The organism is Mycobacterium sp. E183 (assembly GCF_001667735.1).
In the GTDB taxonomy this organism is placed as follows: domain Bacteria; phylum Actinomycetota; class Actinomycetes; order Mycobacteriales; family Mycobacteriaceae; genus Mycobacterium.
This window is the reverse complement of sequence record NZ_LZJN01000111.1, coordinates 1-18,618: the sequence shown is the minus strand read 5'-3', so window position 1 is coordinate 18,618 and position 18,618 is coordinate 1. Positions and strand designations below refer to the sequence as shown.

Below are 18,618 nucleotides of genomic sequence, written 5' to 3'. Positions count from 1 at the left end.
TTAGAGTTAGAGCATCGCGGTCGCGGTCCGACGCGAGCACAGCGAGAGAGGAACCCGATGCAACCACAGCAGCCCATGGCGCCACGGCGAACCCAGCGACCGGTTGCGCCGGGCCACTTCGACGAGCCGCCCACCCAGCCGCTGCCGCGCCCCTTCCCCGGGAGACCGCAGCACCGGACCCTTCCCCCTCCCCAGCTCCCCATCGGTGCGGGCTGGTGGGCGCCGGCGGCCTTCCCCGCGCCCGGTGTCGTTCCGCGCCGCGGACACCTGCCGCTCTACCTGGCCGCGGCGGCCACCGTGGCCACCGCCATCGCGGCCATCGCGGGCTTCTGGGCGCCGGGCTTCTTCGTCACCAGGCAACTCGACGTGGCCGCCGTCCAGGCCGGCGTCGCGCACGTCCTGTCCGACCCGGCGGGTTACGGCGCCAGGGACGTCAGCGACGTCTCCTGCAACGACGGGCAAAACCCCACCGTCACCAAGGGCGGCACCTTCACCTGCCAGGTCACCATCGACCACCTCAAGCACCAGTTCGTGGTCACCTTCACCGACGACTCGGGCGGCTATGAGGTCAGCGACCCGAAGGGCACCCAGGTCTAAGGCCGCACCCCGGCGTGCGCTACCGCGGTTCGCTGCCGCCGTCGGCGTCCCAGCTCCCCGGCAGCATGGGAATCTTTGGGCCGCCGCCGAACTCGTCACCGTCCAGAGTGGCCAGTCCCGTTGCCGCAGCGGTCGCCTCGCGGCGGCCGGTGCCCGCGAACCCCAGCCTTCCCGCGCCGTTCTCCGATGCGAGCGCCGAAGGCTCGCCGGCCGGGGCGCCCCAATCCGGATCGACGCCGACGTTCATGTCGGCGAACTCGTCGCCGTAGTCGCGCCGCGTCGCCCGCCTGCGCCGTCGCGCCCTGGCCTGTCCGCGTGCCGCGGCGGCCGCGGCGGCGGTGGCGCTATCCGGTTCCGGCGCTTTCCTTTTGGCGCTGGAGCTGGCCGCGGCGCCCATGCCCGAGCCGAACCCGATGCCGGGCGGGGCGATGACGTAGGGCGGGGCGAAACCCGCGGCGTGCGGTGGCGGCGGGGCGGGTGGCGCGGAGCTGGCGACGGTGGTCACGGTCGAAGCGGGTGCGGACGCCGGGGCGGAGGCGGGCGCCGGGGCCGGCGCGACGGTGGACGGCGCGACCGCGACGGCCGGAGTGGGACTGGGCGGTGGGGCGGCCGCCGGCAGTGGCGCCGGCGTGACGGCGGGCGGGGCCATGCTCGCCAGGCCAGCCAACCCGGCGAAGCCACCGACGGCGCCGAAGGGGGCGGCCGCGAGCAGGACCGCGGGGGCCAGCAATTCCGGCTGGCTCGTGAAGATCTCGAGGATGTGCGTCGGCCAGTCGAATAGCATGAGTTGAACGATGTACTGGAACGCCAGCGCCGGATTGTGCACCAGGTAATAGCCGAATTGCTGGAAATCCTCCAGCAGTTCCAGCGCCCGGACCACCCAGAACAGCGGGTCTCCCGCGTTGGTATAGGCGTCGTAGGGCAAGCCGTTGACGGTGCCCTGCGCGGGGTCCCAGTTGATGCCGAGGTTCCTCAGGATGTTGGCGATGAAGTCGTCGAGCGGGTTGTCGATCGTGGGGTCGTGGATGTCGCCGCCCGAGTCTTGGCTGGAGGCATCGGATTTGACTATCGGCGGGGCGGGGTCCGTTTGCGGCGTGGACTGCACAGCCGCGTCGGACACCGCTTGGTAGGTGGTCATGGTGGTGGCCGCTTGAACCCACATCCGCGCGTAATCGGCCTCGTTGACCGCGATCGGGATCGTATTGATGCCAAAGAAATTCGTCGCCACCAACGCCCCGTGGACGGCGTGGTTGGCGGCGAGTTCCGGCAGCGTCGGCATGGCCGCCAGCGCCGCGGTGTAGGCGACTGCGGCCGTCTCGTGTTGGGCGGCGGCCGCCGCGCTGTGCGCACCGGCTTGCGTCAGCCACGCCAGGTATGGCGCATGGGCGGCCACATACGATTCCGCGCTGGGCCCCTCCCACGAGGCAGCCTGCGTCGCGGCCAGGACGCCGCTGAGTTGTGCTGCGGCCGAGGCGTATTCGGCGCTCAGTTCGGACCATGCCCCTGCCGCCGAAAGAAGCGACGCGGGACCGGGGCCGCTGCTGAGCGAGGCGGAGTGCACTTCCGGTGGCGTGGCCATCCAGATGGGCGCCGTCATGGGTACTCCTCGGGCTGGAGGTCTTACCAGGCAGAGGAGAGCTTAATGAAAATGATTTCCGTTATCAACTCGGCGGGTGGGCCGGGCCGCCCCGGTGCTACACCAACGGGCGGCCCGTCCTGATCCGGCGATCGACGTCGGCCAGCAGGACATTGAAGGGAAACTGCCGAATGAACCGCGGCAAGCGCCGGTTCACCAGCGCAAGCGTCCCGATCAGCCGGTCGAAGCGCCGTTGCCTGGTGGCATCCCAGGGCAGTCGCATCTCGTCGCGGAACCGCTGCGGCAAGAAACCCGTGGTGATCAGCAGAGCGAAGCTGTCGGAGGCGCGCTGCAGGCGGTGGGGCAACGTCAGCCCCGCGATGCGACTGGCGGCTATCGGGTACAGGTACTCCCGCACGGCGTCGTCGATGTGCACCTTGGCCAGCGACTCCTGCCAATACCGGTCGAACGCCGCGCGGTCCGGCGGCCACATCTCCGGCGGCACCTGCAACGTGGTGGCCAGCGCCATGCCCTCGCGGTAGTGGCGGTCGGCGTCCTCGCCCTCCAGCTCGCCGATGAACATCCGGTAGATGTCCACGCCGCCCTTGTACAGGCAGGCCCCCACCCAGAGCTGCAGGTCGGGATCGAAAGCGTTGTACTGCACCGGACTTTCGGGGGTGGAGTACACCTGCGCGTGTGCCCGGTTCACCGCTCGGCGGAACGCGTCCTTCTGGGCGTCGCTGCCTCTGGTCGCCACCGCCAGGTACGTGAAGGTCGTGCGGGCGCGCTTGATCGGGTGCAGGTCGATTCGGCCGCTTTCGACGCGGCTCTCCATAACGCCGTAGCCGACACCGGGGCGCCCCAGTTGCATGATCACGTTCGCCGGGCCGGCCAGCAGTGCCACTCCCATCAACCCCTCGTCGATGCCGAGCGGCCGTCGGCGCCGCCGCGCGGGGGATCGCCGTGGCGCATCGGCGACGGGGCGCTCGACGTGCCGGACCGGTTCGCGAACAGCCTCGTGTAGTGCCATGGTCAACCCCTCCAACGGCGCCGCCCGGGAATGTGCGAACGCGCGTTTCCTGATATTGTCGTGGCCTCGCGTTGGTGTCAAGATGGTTCGCATGAGCGAAACCTCGGGGGCGCGGCCGTACCGCGGCGTCGAGGCCGCGCAGCGCCTGGCCACGCGTCGGAGTCGGCTGCTGGCCGCGGGCTTGGACCTCCTCGGGGCGGAGCAGCAGAACATCTCCGCGGTCACGGTTCGCGGCGTGTGCCGCCAGGCCGGCCTGGCGGCCAGGTATTTCTACGAAAGCTTCGCCGACAAAGACGAATTCGTCGCCGCCGTGTTCGACTCGGTGGTCGCCGAGCTGGCGGCCACCACCCAGGCCGCAGTCGCTGCCGTGCCGGCGCACGAGCAGACGCGGGCTGGGATGGCCAACATCGTGCGCACCATCGCCGACGACGCGCGCCTCGGGCGCCTGCTGTTCAGCACGCAACTGGCCGATCCGGTGATCGTGCGCAAGCGCGCCGAATCCACCGCGCTGTTCGCGATGCTGTCCGGCCAGCACGTCGGAGACGCGCTGCGAGTGCCTGCCAATGACCGCATCAAGGCCGCGGCGCACTTCGTCGTCGGCGGCGTCGGGCAGACCATCAGCGCCTGGCTAGCCGGCGATGTCCGGCTCGAACCGGAAGAGCTCGTCGATCACCTGGCCGCCCTGCTCGACGAGCTCGCCGAGCCCAACCTCTACCGACCGACCGAGGTGCGCGCGGAATCCTGACGCGCGTTCTCACACCGGGCACCCGGTGGGCCACCCCGTGGTCGCGGTGAGCGAGAAGTCGCTCAAGGCGCCCGAAATCTGTTGTCCCAATTCGGCATTCGAGTTCTGGCCGTCCGCCTCGTAGCCCAGGAACGAAACGAACACCTGTTCGCGCATTCTGCCCGACAGCAACGCCAACACCCCGTTTGTGCGGCGCATCGTCGCGGCGGTCACCCCGGGGTACAGGGACTTCATGGCGAAGTAGTCGGCGTCCGTGCCGTCAGGGCGGTTGGCGGCCGGGTCGACCGCACCGAGGTTGGACGACACGACGGCTGTTGCGCTTCCGGTGGCCGCGCCGATCAGCCGGCGCATGACGCGTCGTGGGATCAGAGGAACGAGCGGGAGCAACGCCCAGCGCTCGTCCGGCTCATCCTGATGGCGGAGCAACGCCTGCCTTAGCGCGGCGCGGATCTCGCGCAGGTCCGTCACGGGCGCTGGGCCCACCATGACGTCGACATTGGTGACCGCGTTCGCGCGCGTATCGGCCGGGCCGCGCTGATTGACGGGTATCCCGACGGTGACCGTGCCGTCCGCGGCGACCCGTCCCACCCGCTGGGCCAGGCGGGCCGCCAACCCGGCCAGCAGCGCGTTGCTGGTTCCCCCCAAGGCGTTCGCGCGGGCGTCCCACTCGTCGGCATTGACGAAGATGGTTGCCGTTGGGAGAGCGACGGTTTCGTCAGCCCCGGTGAGCGGTCGCCGGTTGGGTGGCCGGACATCGGCCACGGTGCCGCCGCCACGGCCGGCCAGTCGCGCCGCGGCGACCACGGCGCGGCCGACCCGCGGCACGTCGCGCGCGGCTTGGTATGCATCCTCGCGCAGCGCCCGCCACCGCGGCCGCGATCCCGCGGCGGGCCAGCCGTTCGCGCGGTCGCGTCCCTGGGCCGCGTCCGCCAGCGCCTCGCACAACCCGACCCCGTCGCTGAGGCAATGCGTGACGACAAGGCTCACCGCCGCTCCCCCATCGGTGAGCGGCAGCACCGCGAGCCGCCATCCGGGCCCGCGTTCGGCGTCCGGTCGCCTGGCCGCCTGCTCCTCCAGCCAGGAGTCGACGGCATCGCGCGGCCGGGGCACCGCGACGAACTCGATGCCTGGCTGATCGCCGGGCGTGACCCACCGATGGCGGCCAAACGGTAACGGGGACCGTTCGATCCGGCGGCATAACCGGCCCCGCTGCAAATGGTGATGGAACTCCTGCAGGCCGTCGATGCCGACGGCGCGGTTGTAGATCCACACACATTGCACGAGGCTGGTGGTTCCGGTTGCTCGCTCACCGAGAAAGAGGGTCTGGTCGGCCAGATCCAGCACGTTGCTCATCGCTAGGCCGCCTCGTTGTCGTCTTCCCCTGGGGCTTTCGTGCTCGCCGGCCCACCTCGCGGCGCTACGACGTCCGCCTGCTGTGCGACGCCAGTGGCCACGCGCCCGAACACCCGGGTCAGCGTCGCGATGTAGCGATCCACCGACTCGCGGGCCACCGGGTTGTCCGGGAAGGAGATGGTCACCGTGGTATTCGCGGCCTGCCGGTTGATCCACATGTTGATGCCGCCGGCGGACAGATTGTCACCGTAAGTACCGAAATTCAGCTCAGCCCACAGGCCGGCGAGTGGGATCTTGCGAAAGTCGAGGAACGACAACATCATCGGCAAACGGGTGGGCGGCTTTATCTCCAGATCGTCCGATGCCGCAGCCAGCTCCATGACCCGCTCAACCGGCACGTCGGCAAGATCCTTGGCCGCATCAAACGACTTCTGGGCGGCTCGGGCCGCCTCGCCGAATGTGGTCCCGGCGGTCGGCACCGTGACCGGCACGAGGCTGGCGAACCAACCCACCGTCATGGTGTCTATACCGGGCGCCCGGGTGTCCCTGGCCGTGAACCCGTGAAACACCTCACCGCCGGTCAACTCGTGCTCGGCCAAAGCGGTGCAGGCAAGAACTCCGCCGACGAATCGCGCGCCGGCGGCGCTGCACATGGCGTCGAAAGCCTCCGTGCGGGTGGCGTCCAGCAGCTCCACGGTCAACAAGTCGCCCTTGCTGCTGGACCATGTATCCCCAAGGGGGAGAGGAAAACTCGGCCAGTCACCGTCGGCATCGCGGGCGAACGCAATCCATTCCTTTGCCTCGGGGCAGTCCAGCGTCAGGCTCCGTGCCTTCTCACGCTGTCGCGCGGCATAGTCCTGATAGCTCCCGACCTCGGGAAGCGCGAGGGACGGGTGACCCTGCATGAGTTGCTGATAGGCCAAGTGGATATCGACGAAGATGACACCGGCGGACAGGCCATCGATGTGCAGGTGATCGACGCTGGCATAGAACGTGAAATAGTCTTCGTGCTGCACGACTCCGAATGTGAAGCAACCCCATTCGAGCGTTCCCGGCGTCGCCGTCAGCACATGGTTGCGCACTTGATCGGCGGCCATGTGTCCGAACTCCATGGGCACAAGCTCTACGGCGTCAGGGTTGTCGATCGCGCGACGCACGATTACACCGTTCTCGATTTCGAACCAACTGCGGTAGGTGTCGTGGCGACGGACATGCGAATTGACCACTGCGGTCATCGCTGGTATGTCACATACGCCGGGAATGTCCCAGGCCACTATCATCAATCGCGGTATCTGCCTGCGCAATGCACGACCGTGATAGGCGGCCCAAACATGTTGCCCCTGCTGGTAACTCGGAGCGCAGTCGCTTCGTGGCGCGTTGCGAGCCGCTTCCTGCGTGAGCGGTGAGGCCGTCCACGCGGTGACCGGGCCATGGGGCGGTTGCCATTCCTTGATGTTGCCGAGCGAGACCATCTGCTTAAGTCCCCGTTCTTCCGATGCCGAATTGCCTTGGCGTGGGCAGGGATGCAGGCGGGCTTTTCCGCATGGCTTTTAGCCAAGCACGAATTCCCTTTGGGCTGAATACTTTGCGACGTGCTTCCCGGATGTCGGGACCCGGACTTATGGCGTCGCTATGCACCCCCTGTGTCGCCGCTGAGGACGGTAGCGCACGGTTGCGACGAAGGCAACAATTGCGCGGTGCTGTGAAGCATCCCACATCGCTCCAATCGGACCGGCGATGCGGCGGCCGGGTTTGCCGATCAGTCGCTTCGGTGGCGCGCCTATATAAGGGCGCGCTCGAGGGGAGGAGTCGTTGCCCGAGCGGCCGCTGCGCCCGAAGTTAAGAGACGGCCATCGGCCCGGTTGGCAGCCGGCCCCAACCCGAGGTGGCGGTAAGCGAGAAGTCGGTCAGGGCCTCCGAAATGTGCTGCCATAGCTCGGCTTGGGAGTTGTGCCGACCCAGCTCGTAGGCCAGGAACGAGACGAAGACCCGGCCGTGCACCCTGCCCGACAGCAGCGCCAGCGCGCCGTTGGTGCGGTACATGGTCGCGGTGGTCACACCCGGGTAGACAGTCTTCATCGCGAAGTGGTCGGCCTCGGTGCCGTCCGGCCTATTGACGGCCGGGTCCATCGACCCGAGGTTGGACGACACGACGGTGACGGCACTGCCGGTGACCACACCGATCAGTCGCCGCATGACACCTTGCGGGATCAAGGGAACCAGCGGCAACAAGGCCCAGCGTTCGTCGGGCTCATCCTCGTGGCGGGACAGCGCCTCCTTGATGCCGGCGCGGATCTCGCGCAGGTCGGTCGTCGCGGGCGTGGGGTCGACCGTGATGTCGACGTTGACGACGGCGTTGGCACGGGTGTCGCCCGGGGTGCGCTCGTTGACGGGCATCCCCACGTTGACGGTGCCGTCCGCGGCGACCCGGCCCACGCGCTGTGCAAGGTGGGCCGCCAATCCGGCGAGCAGCGCGTTGCTGGTTCCCCCCAACGCGGTTGCGCGGGCGTCCCACTCGTCGGCGCCCACGAAGATGGTCGCCATGGGCAGCTCGAGGGGTCGGTCCGGCCCGGCGGGCGGCGCGGGCCGCTTGTTGGCCGGCGCAACGGCGGTCGCGTCGCGGCCGGCCCGGGCCATGCGTGCCGCCGCGACCACGGCGCGGCCCACATGGGCTGTGTCCCGCGCGCTTTGGCGCGCGTCCTCCCGCAGCGCCTGCCACCGTCCCCGGGATGCCGCCGCGGGCCAGTCGATCGCGTCGTCGCGGCCGCACGCCGCATCCGCCAAGGCCTCGCACAGCCCGACGCCGTCGGTGAGGCAGTGGGTCACCACCAGGCTCACCGCCGCGCCGCCGTCGGTCAGCGGGAGCACCCCCAGGTGCCAGCCCGGGCCATGCTCGGCATCCGGCCGCTTACCCGCCTGTTCGGCCAGCCACGCTTCGAGATCGTCGCGAGGCCGGGGCGTCGCGACGATCTCGAGGTCCGACTGGCTGGTGGGCGCCACCCAGCGATGCCGGCCGAACGGCAACGGGGACCGTTCGATGCGGCGGCGCAAGCGGCCCCGACCGAGGTGGCGATGGAAGGCGCGCAGACCGTCGATGTCGATCGGGCGGTCGTACACCCAGATCGCCTGCAACACACTGGTCGTGGCGGTCGCCCGCTCGCCCAGGAAAAGGGTCTGGTCGGCCAGGTCCAGCAGGTTGCTCATCGCTAGGCCGCCTCGTCGTCGTTCTTGGTCGGCGCGGTAATGCCCGGCTGGCCTCCGGTGGCGTCGACGACGCGCGCGAACATCTCACCCAACGTCGCGATGTAGCGATCCACGGACTCGCGCGCCGTCGCGTTGTCCGGGAAGGACATCGTCACCGTCGTCTTCTCGGCGTGGCGGTTGATCCACATGTTGATCCCGCCGTGCGACAGGCTGTCGCCGTAGGTGCCGAAATTGGTCTCCGCCCACAACCCGGCAAGCGGGATCTTCCGAAAGTCGAGGAAGGACAGCATCATCGGCAGACGCGTGGGCAGCTTGATGCCGAGTTCGTCGGGTGCGCCCAACTCCAGCAGTCGCTCGACCGGAACACCGGCGAGATCCTTGGCCGCGTCGAACGACTTCTGGGCGGCCCGGGCGGCCTCGGGGAAGGTAATTCCCGCGGTCGGCACCGTGACCGGGACCAGGCTCGCGAACCAACCCACCGTCATGGTGTCGATGCCCGGCGTCCGGGTGTCCCTGGCCGTGAACCCGTGATACACGGCGCCGCCGGTCAATTCCCGCTCCGCCAACGCCGTGCAGGCGAGGACCCCGCCGATGAACCGGGCGCCGGCCGCACAGCACACGGCGTCGAAAGCCTCCGTGCCGGCCGCATCCAGCAGATCGACGGTTACCAGGTCACCCTGGCTGTTGGTCCAGGTCTCGCCCAGCGGCAACGGGAAGCTGGGCCATTCGCCGTCGGTGTCGCGCGCGAACGCGATCCAGTCCTTGATCTCCGAAGACGACAGGGTGAGCCCGGCGACCTTCGCGCGCTGCCGCGCGGTGTAGTCGCGGTAGCTTCTGACCTCGGGAAGCGCTGCGGACCGCCGGCCCGGGACGAGTTCCTGATACGCCAGGTGGATGTCGACGAAGATCACGCCCGCCGACAGGCCGTCGATGTGCAGATGGTCCACGCTCGCATAGAACGTGAAGTAGTCGGCGTGCTGCACGACCCCGTAGGTGAAGCAACCCCATTCGAGCGTTGCGGGGGTCGTCGTCAGCACGTGGGTGCGCACTTGGTCGACCGTCCTGTGCCCGAACGACATCGGAACGAAGTCGATGACGCCGGGGTCCTCGATCGCGTGGCGCACGATGACGCCGTTATCGAATTCATACCAACTGTGGTAGGTGTCGTGCCGGCGGACGTGCGCGTTGACCGCGGCCGTCATCGCCGGGATGTCACACGTCCCGGGAATGTCCCAGGATACGATCATCAGGCGCGGTAGCGCCCGGTTCATCGCCCTGCCATGGTAGGCGGCCCAGAGGTGTTGAGACTGTTGATAACTCGGAGCCAGATCACTTCGTTGCGCGGCGCGAGCAGCTTCGCACGCCGAAGGTGAAGCCGTCCACATGGTCAGCGGCCCCTGGGCCGGTTGCCATTCGTAGATGTTTCCGAGTGCGACCATCTCCCCCAGTCCCCGTTCTGCGGCGCCGATGTTGTGCGCGGCATGGGAGGAGCCGAGAAGCCGTGCGGCAACGGACTTTCCGCGCAGCACAAAATAAACCTTCGTGTCGGGATTCTTGGACGCCGTAGGTCGGGCTGAAGTTACGGCGTCGCTTGCACCCCCCTGTGTCGCTGCTATTGGACATTAGTCGAGGAAGACGGTGTTTTACGCCGTTTTGCGAAGATTCGCAATTGGCGTGTGTCGGCGCCGCCTCGCCAGTAGTCTTCTTTCCCTTCGGTTGTGTTCCGACGCCGGACCGGCAAGCCAAACCGTCACCGCCTCACGGCAATAGGGGCAGATCCCACAGCCGCATCCCGGGATCCAGCAACCAAAATCGCTCCATGGTCAGGCGCATCAGCCGCAACGCGCTGACGACCATGAAGGCCGCCAGCGGCAGCTCGACCAGCACCGCGGTGGCCACCGACAGCCAGAGGTCGTTGGGGCCCGCGGTCATCAGGTCGAACCAGGCGTCGCACATCAGGAGCACCCCGGTGGTGAACGCGGCCGGAACCAGCACCTGACGACGCAGGAAGCCCAGAACGGCGGTCGCCACCATGAACGTCATCAACAGGATGTCGAAGCCCACCCAGGTGAGGGGCCAGTCGTGCACGACGTAGTTCTCCGGCAGCGTGGTGGACAGATAGCCCACCCAGGGGATCATCACCGCCGAACCACCGACCATCAGACTCAGCCGGATGCGTCGCACGCGGGCCAGGAAGAGGGGGTCGATGACGTCGCTCACCGGCTGTTCCAGCCGGGAGATCAGCTGCCGACGCTGCTCGGGGGTCAGGGCCGCAATCTGCGCGTCGGTCAGGATGCCGTCGGTCATCGACGACCGGCGGCCACCGGAGGCCGGCGGTCCGCCGCGGTCCTGGGCACGGCCTGAGCATCACTGGAATCGAATTCCTTTATCCAGCAAGCGAATTCGAGGGTAATGCCGTCGGGGTCCTGAAAGTAGAACGACCGGACGTACACCCCGGGGTGCACGGTCGCGGACACCTGCATGGGGCTCTCGTCATGGTTCAGCACCGGGCCGACCCGCACCCCCTTGTCCTTGAGCCGCTGGCGGTAGGCGTCGAACTTCTCGGCCGGCACGTGGAATGCCAGATGGTTCATGGTGCTCACCGCGCTGGTGATGTCGCCGATGCCGGGGATGGCGCCCGGCGACGAGATGCCCGGCACTCGGTCGGGGGCGTCGGCGAACCAGAAGAACGCCACGCAGTCGCCGTTGCCGGCGTCGAAGAAGAAGTGCTGGCCGGCGCCGCCGGGCAGGTCCAGCGACTTGATCAACGGCATGCCGAGGATGTTGGTGTAGAAGTCCACGGTGCGGGCCATGTCCGAGCACACCAGCGCGACGTGGTTGATTCCGCCGAGTTCGAATTCCGTGTTGGTGTTCTGCGGCTTGATCATCGCGCGGCTCCCCTCGGTCCCCGGTTTGAAGTCCTGGCGAAGATGTGATTCTGAATCTAACATCAGCTTCAGTTTTCTTTCGAGATGTCGATCGCCAACAGGGCCGCTGAAATGACTCCTCACACCGGTGCCGCAGGGGTTGTCCGCGAATTCGTCGGGCTACCGTCGCGCACCGCAGGGCGTGCCGGGGCGGGTGGGCATCCTTGCCAGGGGCTGTACCACCGCGGGGTGGGCCGCAAGCCGAAGGTGGCGATGATCGCCACGCATTATCAGATCGACTTCTCCGAGCACTACCTCGCCGACTACATGGCCACCCGAGGGGTCGGTTTCCTCGGCTGGAACACCCGGTTCCGCGGCTTCGAAAGCAGTTTCCTGTTGGACCACGCGCTGGTCGACATCGGCGTCGGGGTGCGCTGGTTGCGCGAGGTTCAGGGCGTTGAAACCGTTGTCCTGCTCGGTAATTCGGGTGGCGGATCGCTGATGGCCGCTTATCAGTCGCAGGCGGTGGAGCCGAACGTGACCCCGCTGGACGGGATGCGGCCCGCGGCGGGACTGACCGAGCTGCCGGCCGCGGACGGATACGTTGCGGCCGCCGCGCATCCCGGGCGACCCGACGTGTTGACAGCCTGGATGGACGCCGCCGTCGTCGACGAGAACGATCCCGTGGCCACCGACGCCGACCTGGACCTGTTCAACGACCGCAACGGACCGCCCTATTCGCCGGAGTTCCTCGACCGCTATCGGCGCGCGCAGACCGCGCGCAACCACGCCATCACGGACTGGGCCGAGAAGGAACTCAAACGCGTTCGCGCGGCGGGTTTTTCCGACCGCCCGTTCAGCGTCATGCGCACGTGGGCCGATCCCCGCATGGTGGACCCGAGTATCGAGCCGACGAGGCGTCAACCGAACACGTGTTACGCGGGGCACCCGGCGAAGGCGAACCGTTCCGCGCACGGCATCGCCGCGGCCTGCACGCTGCGCAGCTGGCTGGGCATGTGGAGCCTGCGGGTGGCACAGACCCGCGCCGAGCCGCACCTGGCCCGGATCACCTGCCCGGCGCTGGTGATCAACGCCGATGCCGACACCGGTGTCTTTCCGTCGGACGCCCAACGGATTTACGCCGCGCTCGCCAGCGGAGACAAGACGCAGGCGTCGGTCGACACCGACCACTACTTCACCACCCCGGGCGCCCGCGGCGAGCAAGCCGACCTGATCACCAAGTGGATCGCCAAGCGTTTTCGCTGAGAACCGCCACCCGGTGACCGCTGTGGTCAACCAACCGACCGGTTGTTAGTTTGGAAGGTGCTTGGCCGAGACACGACTCGAAAGCATGGGAAGGCGACCAATGCCGATCGCTATCACTCCTGAGCATCAAGACCTGGCCGATTCCGTGCGGTCGTTGGTGGCGCGCATCGCGCCATCCGAGGCGTTGCACGCGGCGATGGAAACGCCGATCGACAATCCGCCACCGTACTGGCGGGCGGCGGCCGAACAGGGCCTGCAGGGTTTGCACCTCGCCGAGTCCGTCGGCGGGCAGGGCTTCGGGATCCTCGAATTGGCGGTCGTGCTGGCCGAGTTCGGTTACGGCGCGGTGCCCGGACCTTTTGTGCCCTCCGCGATCGCCAGTGCCCTGATCTCCGCCAACGACCCCGACGCGAAGGTGCTCTCCGAACTGGCGTCCGGCGCCGCGATCGCCGCCTACGCGATGGACTGCTGCGGGCTGACCGCGACCCGCCATGGCGACACGTTGGTGCTGCGCGGCGAGGTCCGCGCGGTGCCCGCCGCGGCGCAGGCGTCCGTGCTGGTGTTGCCGGTCGCGATCGACAGTGGCGAGGAATGGGTGGTGCTGCGCGCCGAGGAGCTCGAGATCGAGCCCGTCAAGAGCATCGACCCGCTGCGACCCGTCGCCCACGTGCGGGCCAACGCCGTCGAGGTCGGCGCCGACGCCGCGTTGCGCAACCTGAGCATGGCCACGGCGCACGCGCTGATGACCACACTGCTGTCCGCCGAGGCGATCGGGGTGGCGCGCTGGGCCACCGACACGGCGTCGCAATACGCCAAGATCCGCGAGCAGTTCGGCAGGCCGATCGGCCAGTTCCAGGCCATCAAGCACAAGTGTGCGGAGATGATCGCGGACACCGAACGGGCCACCGCGGCGGTATGGGACGCCGCCCGCGCCATCGACGAGGCGCACGAAAACGACTGGGACATCACCGGTTCCCACGTCGAGTTCGCGGCCGCCGTCGCGGCGACGCTGGCCCCGGCGGCAGCCCAGCGGTGCGCGCAGGATTGCATTCAGGTGCACGGCGGGATCGGCTTCACCTGGGAGCACGACACCAACGTGTACTACCGCCGGGCATTGATCCTGGAAGCCTCCTTCGGCCGCGGGTCGGAGTACCCGCAGAAGGTGGTGCACACCGCCACGAGCACCGGCCTGCGCGCGGTCGACATCGACCTCGACCCCGACACCGAGAAGCTGCGCGAGGAGATCCGGGCCGAAGTGGGCGCGCTGAAGGCGATGGAACGCGACGAGCGCAAGGTCGCCATCGCCGAGGGCGGATGGACGCTGCCGTATCTGCCGAAACCGTGGGGCCGCGCCGCCGGTCCGGTCGAGCAGATCATCATCGCCCAGGAGTTCACCACCGGTCGGGTCAAGCGCCCGCAGATGGGCATCGCGACCTGGATCATCCCGTCGATCGTCGCCTTCGGGACCGAGGAGCAACAGCAGCGGTTCCTGCCGCCGACCTTCCGCGGCGAGATGATCTGGTGCCAGCTGTTCTCCGAGCCCGGCGCCGGCTCGGACCTGGCGGGGCTGAGCACCAAGGCGACCAGGACGGACGGCGGCTGGCGGATCACCGGCCAGAAGATATGGACCACGGCGGCGCAGCTCTCCCAGTGGGGGGCGTTGCTGGCGAGAACGGACCCGAGCGCCCCCAAGCACAATGGCATCACCTACTTCCTGCTCGACATGAAGAGCGAGGGTGTCCAGGTGAAGCCGCTGCGCGAGCTCACCGGGAACGCGATGTTCAACACCGTCTACATCGACGACGTGTTCGTGCCCGACGAGTGCGTGCTCGGTGAGGTGAACCGGGGCTGGGAGGTCAGCCGCAATACCCTTACCGCGGAACGGGTTTCGATCGGCAGCAGCGAGGCGAACTTCCTGGCCACCCTGGGCCAGTTCGTCGAGTTCGTTCGTGACGGACAGTTCGACCCGGTCGCCAGACACCGCGCCGGTCAGTTGATCGCCGAGGGCCACGCCGCCAAGGTGCTGAATCTGCGCTCGACGCTGTTGACGCTGGCCGGCGGGGATGCCATGCCGTCGGCGGCCATCTCCAAGCTGTTGTCGATGCGGACCGGCCAGGGGTACGCCGAGTTCGCGGTGTCCTCGTTCGGCACGGATGCCGCCATCGGAGACCCCGGCGAACCGCCCGGCAAATGGGGCGAATACCTGCTGGCGAGCCGCGCCACCACGATCTACGGCGGCACCTCCGAGGTGCAGCTGAACATCATCGCCGAGCGGTTGCTCGGGCTTCCTCGCGATCCCTGACCGCCACTTGGGCATTGGCCCCGGAGAGGGGCCATGCCGACCTGAGGGGTGGTCAGGCCGGCATGGTTTCCCCCCCATCCCGTGGGCCGGTCAACCTTGGAGTGGATCGGCACGTCGAGGTTGACCGGTTACCACGGGGAGGGTGGTTCACCACCACCAGTTCCACCAGTGACCGGGGGCCCAGAATCCGCGGTTGCCCGAACCCCATCCGGGGTGGCCTCCCCCGCCCCATCCGTGGCCACCCCATCCATGGCCGCCATGACCCCCGCCTGGACGGTCAGGGATGATGCCGGGACCGCCGGGCGCACCGTGGGGGCCGGCGGTGGTGAAGCTGGTGTCGATACATGGCGCCGGGGCAGCCTGGGCCGCGGGGCTGGGGCCCAGCAGCAGCGCGCCGGCCACCGCCGATGCGCCGACTGCGCCCACGGCCGCGCCGCGCAGCGATCGCGTGGAGATCGTCATCGCGAGAGCTCCCTTCCAGACTGATACCGACAAAGAAAACGTTAGCCAGATGTTTCCCGGCAAACAACATCCGCACACGAAATATGTCCTGTGAATTATGTAACAAATGCTTAACTGAGTTTTATCAAGGCGACGGTGGGCGGATTTAATGACTTTCTCAGTTCAGGATTTTAACCGGTACTGAATGGTCGCTACCCAGACATATTTCCAGCTCAGGCGCGATATACTGACATACTGGCTTGCGTTGTTCCGTATTAGCGGAATGCCTGAACCGCAGATTGCCCGACCCCGCAACGATGTCCCCATGGCCCGCATCACACAGACCCGAACAATCGTTTACGCAGCTAATCAAGTGAATTTGCTGGGATGGCCCGCGGTGGGGCGACGCCCCGCGCCCACGGCCCGGCGGCGCGACTTCCGCCGCCGTCGGTGGAAGAATCAGTATTGACACACTCGAGCGCTGATTTACTGATTGGCCACTCATTCGGAGGACGACCGCCACAGTGAACTTCAACCCCAGCCACATCGGACCCGGCGCCGGAACGTTTCGCCCCGGGCCGTCGGCCGCGCCGACGGGAGACGCCGCGCCAACCGAACGCCTCATGGGACTCGGTGGGCAGGCCCCCCAGCGGATGGGCGGCCAGCCGGCGGCGAACCAGGCGGGCCGGGTTCAGCGGACGCGCCGCACCGTCGACCTCCCGGCGGCCACCCACCGCGCGCTCGACATCTGGCAGCGGGAGGCGGCCGACCGCCTGGGCGTCGCCAGGGTGACCGGGCAGGAGGTTCTCACCGCGCTCATCGACCAGCTCCTGGTCGACCCCAAGCTCGCGGCGCAGATCACCCGCGCCATCAAGGACCGACGCTGACCGCGGCTAGTCGACCTCCATCTCGCGCAGCTCGCGCTTGAGGATCTTGCCCGTCGGGTTCCGCGGCAGCTCCTCGAGGAAGACCACCTCACGCGGCACCTTGTAACGGGCCAGGTGATCGCGCACGTAGTGCTTGATGGTGTCCTCATCGACGTCGGAGCCGTCCTTCTTGACGACGAAGGCGCGCAGGCGGTGACCCCACTCCTTGTCCTCGACGCCGATCGCGGTCGCCTCGACCACCTCCGGGTGGCCGCTGATCAGGTCCTCGACCTCGGCGGGGAACACGTTCTCGCCACCGGAGACGATCATCTCGTCGTCGCGGCCGCTGACGTACAGCAGGCCGTGCTCGTCGAAGTATCCGACGTCGCCGGACGACATCAGGCCGTCGATGATCTGCTTGTGCCCGCCGCCGGTGTAGCCCTCGAACGGGAACGCGTTGCCGACGAAGATCCGGCCGACCTCGCCCTGCGGCCTCTCCTTGCCGTTGTCGTCCAGGATCTTGACCTTCACGCCCTTGACCACCGGCCCGACCGTTGCGGCGTTGCGCTCCAGGTCCTGCGGCCCGGCGATGGTCGCGAACGCGATCTCCGTCGAGCCGTACATGTTGTAGATGACCGGACCGAGGTCCTTCAGCGCGCGGCTGGCCAGCTCGGCGCCCAGCTGCGAGCCGGAGATGAACACGATCTTCAGGCTGGACAGGTCCGGCTTCTTGTCCATCTTCTCGACCGCGTCGAGGATGCGGGACAGCATCACCGGCACCACGACCATCGCGGTCACCTTGTACTTCTCGATGTCCTCGAGCACGTGCGGCGGCTTGAATTTGCGCCGCAGCACCAGCGTCGAGCCCAGGAACATCGCGATGGTGCCGTGCAGAAAACCCAGCGCATGGAACATCGGGGCGGGCAGCGAGGTCACCTCGTTGGCCTTGAACGGCACGTGCGACAGGATGCCCCCGATGGGCGCCAGTGTCGGCGGGGTGCTGCGGTTGGCCCCCTTCGGCGTGCCGGTGGTGCCGCTGGTCAGGATGATGATCGACGAGTGCTTGCTCGCCTTGGGCGCGGGATCTTTGCTGCTGCGCTCGATCAGGTCGGCCAGCGTCTCGTCCTTGCTGCCCGACGGTTCGTCCGCGTCGGGATTGGTGCCCAGCGCGCGCAGGAAGCCCAGTTCCGGCTCGGCCTTGCTGACCGCCTTGGTGTACTCGTCGTCGTAGATGATCAGCTTGGCGCCCTCGCGCTCCGACACCTCCTTGATCTGCGGGCCGGAGAACTCGCTGTTGAGCAGGATGATCCGGGCGCCGACCCGGGCGGCTCCGAAGTAAGCGATCAGGAACCAGCGGGTGTTGCGGGCGAGGATCGCGACGCCGTCACCGCCCTTGACGCCCATCTCGATCAGGCCGTTCGCCACCGCGTGGGCTGCCTCGTCGAGCTCTTTGAAGGAGAACTCGCCGTCCTCGTCGATGCACGCGGCCCGGTCGGGATGGCGCCGGGCATTCAACGACGGGAGCATGCCGAACTCGCCCCACTTGTAGATGTCGTTGGCCATCGCGGCGTAGTTCTGCGGCGGCTCCAGCCGGAAGGCGCCCGCTTCGAAGATCTTGCGCACGTAGTGCAATTCGGCTGAGCCGCGCTCCAGGTATTGCTGGACCTTGGCAACCGCCTGCCCGGGCAGGCCGATCAGATTAGGCATGGATCCACCCTATGTGACGTCCGTCGCATTCCGAGGGGTAAGTACCCATCCACTTACGATGATGAACATGAGCGGTCCGGCGTCACTGGAAGTGGCCGGCCGCCGGGTCACCGTCACCCATCCCGACAGGGTGGTATTCGAGGCCCACGACGGCAAGGGGCCGTTCACCAAGTTGGACCTGGTCCGCTACTACCTGTCCGTGGCCGACGGGGCGCTGCGCGGGGTGGCCGGCCGGCCGATGATCCTCAAGCGTTTCGTCAAGGGCATCGCGGAAGAGGCGGTATTCCAGAAGCGCGCCCCGAAAAACCGGCCCGACTACGTCGACGTCGCCGAACTGCACTACGCACGCGGCACGTCGGCCGCCGACGCCGTCATCGACGACGCCGCCGGCCTGGTGTGGGCGGTCAACCTGGGCTGCGTCGACCTCAACCCGCACCCGGTGCGCGCCGACGACCTCGACCACCCGGACGAGTTGCGGGTCGACCTGGATCCGATGCCCGGGGTGTCCTGGCGGCGGATCGTCGAGGTGGCCCTGGTGGCCCGCGGGGTGCTGGAGGATTACGGCCTGGTCGCCTGGCCGAAGACGTCGGGGTCGCGCGGACCGAGTACGCCGACGCGACCGTGCGGTCCTTGGCGTTCTGGTTGAAATCGACGAACACCCCCT

At 67.9% G+C, this 18,618-nt stretch carries 15 protein-coding genes and 1 pseudogene; 6 read left to right on the top strand and 10 right to left on the bottom strand.

What is annotated here, in order from left to right; all coding sequences use genetic code 11:
• Nucleotides 1–57 precede the first annotated feature (57 nt).
• Complete coding sequence (locus A5691_RS28615; protein WP_068018807.1) at nt 58–597, top strand: DUF4333 domain-containing protein; 540 nt, start codon at nt 58–60, stop codon at nt 595–597.
• Between the two features lie 19 nt (nt 598–616).
• Here A5691_RS28615 and A5691_RS12035 read toward each other — a convergent pair whose 3' ends face one another.
• Entirely contained in the window at nt 617–2,194 is a 1,578-nt protein-coding gene (locus A5691_RS12035) for a PPE family protein (RefSeq protein WP_068018804.1), read from the bottom strand.
• A gap of 97 nt (nt 2,195–2,291) precedes the next feature.
• A complete protein-coding gene (locus tag A5691_RS12030) occupies nt 2,292–3,203 on the bottom strand; it encodes an oxygenase MpaB family protein (RefSeq protein ID WP_068018801.1) in 912 nt (303 codons plus the stop codon).
• Between the two features lie 82 nt (nt 3,204–3,285).
• On the opposite strand from A5691_RS12030, the gene A5691_RS12025 reads away from it, so the two are divergent.
• On the top strand, nt 3,286–3,948 hold the full coding sequence (locus A5691_RS12025) for a TetR/AcrR family transcriptional regulator (protein ID WP_068018813.1): 663 nt from the start codon (nt 3,286–3,288) through the stop codon (nt 3,946–3,948).
• 9 nt (nt 3,949–3,957) lie between these two features.
• Here the strand turns inward: A5691_RS12025 and A5691_RS12020 are convergent, their stop codons facing one another.
• The 6 genes from A5691_RS12020 to A5691_RS11995 form a co-directional block, all read right to left on the bottom strand.
• A complete protein-coding gene (locus A5691_RS12020) occupies nt 3,958–5,301 on the bottom strand; it encodes a hypothetical protein (protein WP_068018796.1) in 1,344 nt (447 codons plus the stop codon).
• A 2-nt stretch (nt 5,302–5,303) separates the two neighbouring features.
• Nucleotides 5,304–6,773: a condensation domain-containing protein gene (locus A5691_RS12015; RefSeq protein ID WP_068018794.1), complete on the bottom strand. Its 1,470-nt coding sequence runs from the start codon at nt 6,771–6,773 to the stop codon at nt 5,304–5,306.
• A gap of 367 nt (nt 6,774–7,140) precedes the next feature.
• Nucleotides 7,141–8,505, bottom strand: coding sequence for a hypothetical protein (locus A5691_RS12010; protein WP_068018791.1), 1,365 nt, complete (start codon nt 8,503–8,505; stop codon nt 7,141–7,143).
• A gap of 2 nt (nt 8,506–8,507) precedes the next feature.
• Nucleotides 8,508–9,944, bottom strand: coding sequence for a condensation domain-containing protein (locus tag A5691_RS12005; RefSeq protein ID WP_068018787.1), 1,437 nt, complete (start codon nt 9,942–9,944; stop codon nt 8,508–8,510).
• A 319-nt stretch (nt 9,945–10,263) separates the two neighbouring features.
• Nucleotides 10,264–10,812 (bottom strand): hypothetical protein, encoded by a 549-nt coding sequence (locus A5691_RS12000; protein WP_068266592.1) that lies wholly within the window; start codon nt 10,810–10,812, stop codon nt 10,264–10,266.
• Nucleotides 10,809–11,393, bottom strand: a complete 585-nt coding sequence (locus A5691_RS11995) for a VOC family protein (RefSeq protein WP_068018781.1) — start codon at nt 11,391–11,393, stop codon at nt 10,809–10,811. The genes A5691_RS12000 and A5691_RS11995 overlap by 4 nt, the downstream gene beginning before the upstream one ends.
• Nucleotides 11,394–11,504: 111 nt before the next feature.
• Here A5691_RS11995 and A5691_RS11990 point away from each other — a divergent pair, with 111 nt between their 5' ends.
• Both A5691_RS11990 and A5691_RS11985 read left to right on the top strand, forming a co-directional pair.
• Nucleotides 11,505–12,638: an alpha/beta hydrolase gene (locus A5691_RS11990; RefSeq protein ID WP_068018810.1), complete on the top strand. Its 1,134-nt coding sequence runs from the start codon at nt 11,505–11,507 to the stop codon at nt 12,636–12,638.
• A gap of 100 nt (nt 12,639–12,738) precedes the next feature.
• Nucleotides 12,739–14,940 (top strand): acyl-CoA dehydrogenase, encoded by a 2,202-nt coding sequence (locus A5691_RS11985; protein WP_068018778.1) that lies wholly within the window; start codon nt 12,739–12,741, stop codon nt 14,938–14,940.
• A 147-nt stretch (nt 14,941–15,087) separates the two neighbouring features.
• Here A5691_RS11985 and A5691_RS27295 read toward each other — a convergent pair whose 3' ends face one another.
• Entirely contained in the window at nt 15,088–15,402 is a 315-nt protein-coding gene (locus A5691_RS27295; RefSeq protein ID WP_082950264.1) for a hypothetical protein, read from the bottom strand.
• Nucleotides 15,403–15,905: 503 nt separating this feature from the next.
• Here A5691_RS27295 and A5691_RS11980 point away from each other — a divergent pair.
• Entirely contained in the window at nt 15,906–16,268 is a 363-nt protein-coding gene (locus A5691_RS11980; protein ID WP_067757513.1) for an ATPase, read from the top strand.
• 6 nt (nt 16,269–16,274) lie between these two features.
• Here A5691_RS11980 and fadD2 read toward each other — a convergent pair whose 3' ends face one another.
• Nucleotides 16,275–17,954, bottom strand: coding sequence for a long-chain-fatty-acid--CoA ligase FadD2 (gene fadD2, locus A5691_RS11975; protein WP_067757510.1), 1,680 nt, complete (start codon nt 17,952–17,954; stop codon nt 16,275–16,277).
• Between the two features lie 58 nt (nt 17,955–18,012).
• On the opposite strand from fadD2, the pseudogene A5691_RS11970 reads away from it, so the two are divergent.
• Nucleotides 18,013–18,555, top strand: a pseudogene (locus tag A5691_RS11970) (DNA polymerase domain-containing protein); the annotation flags it as partial.
• Nucleotides 18,556–18,618: the final 63 nt, after the last annotated feature.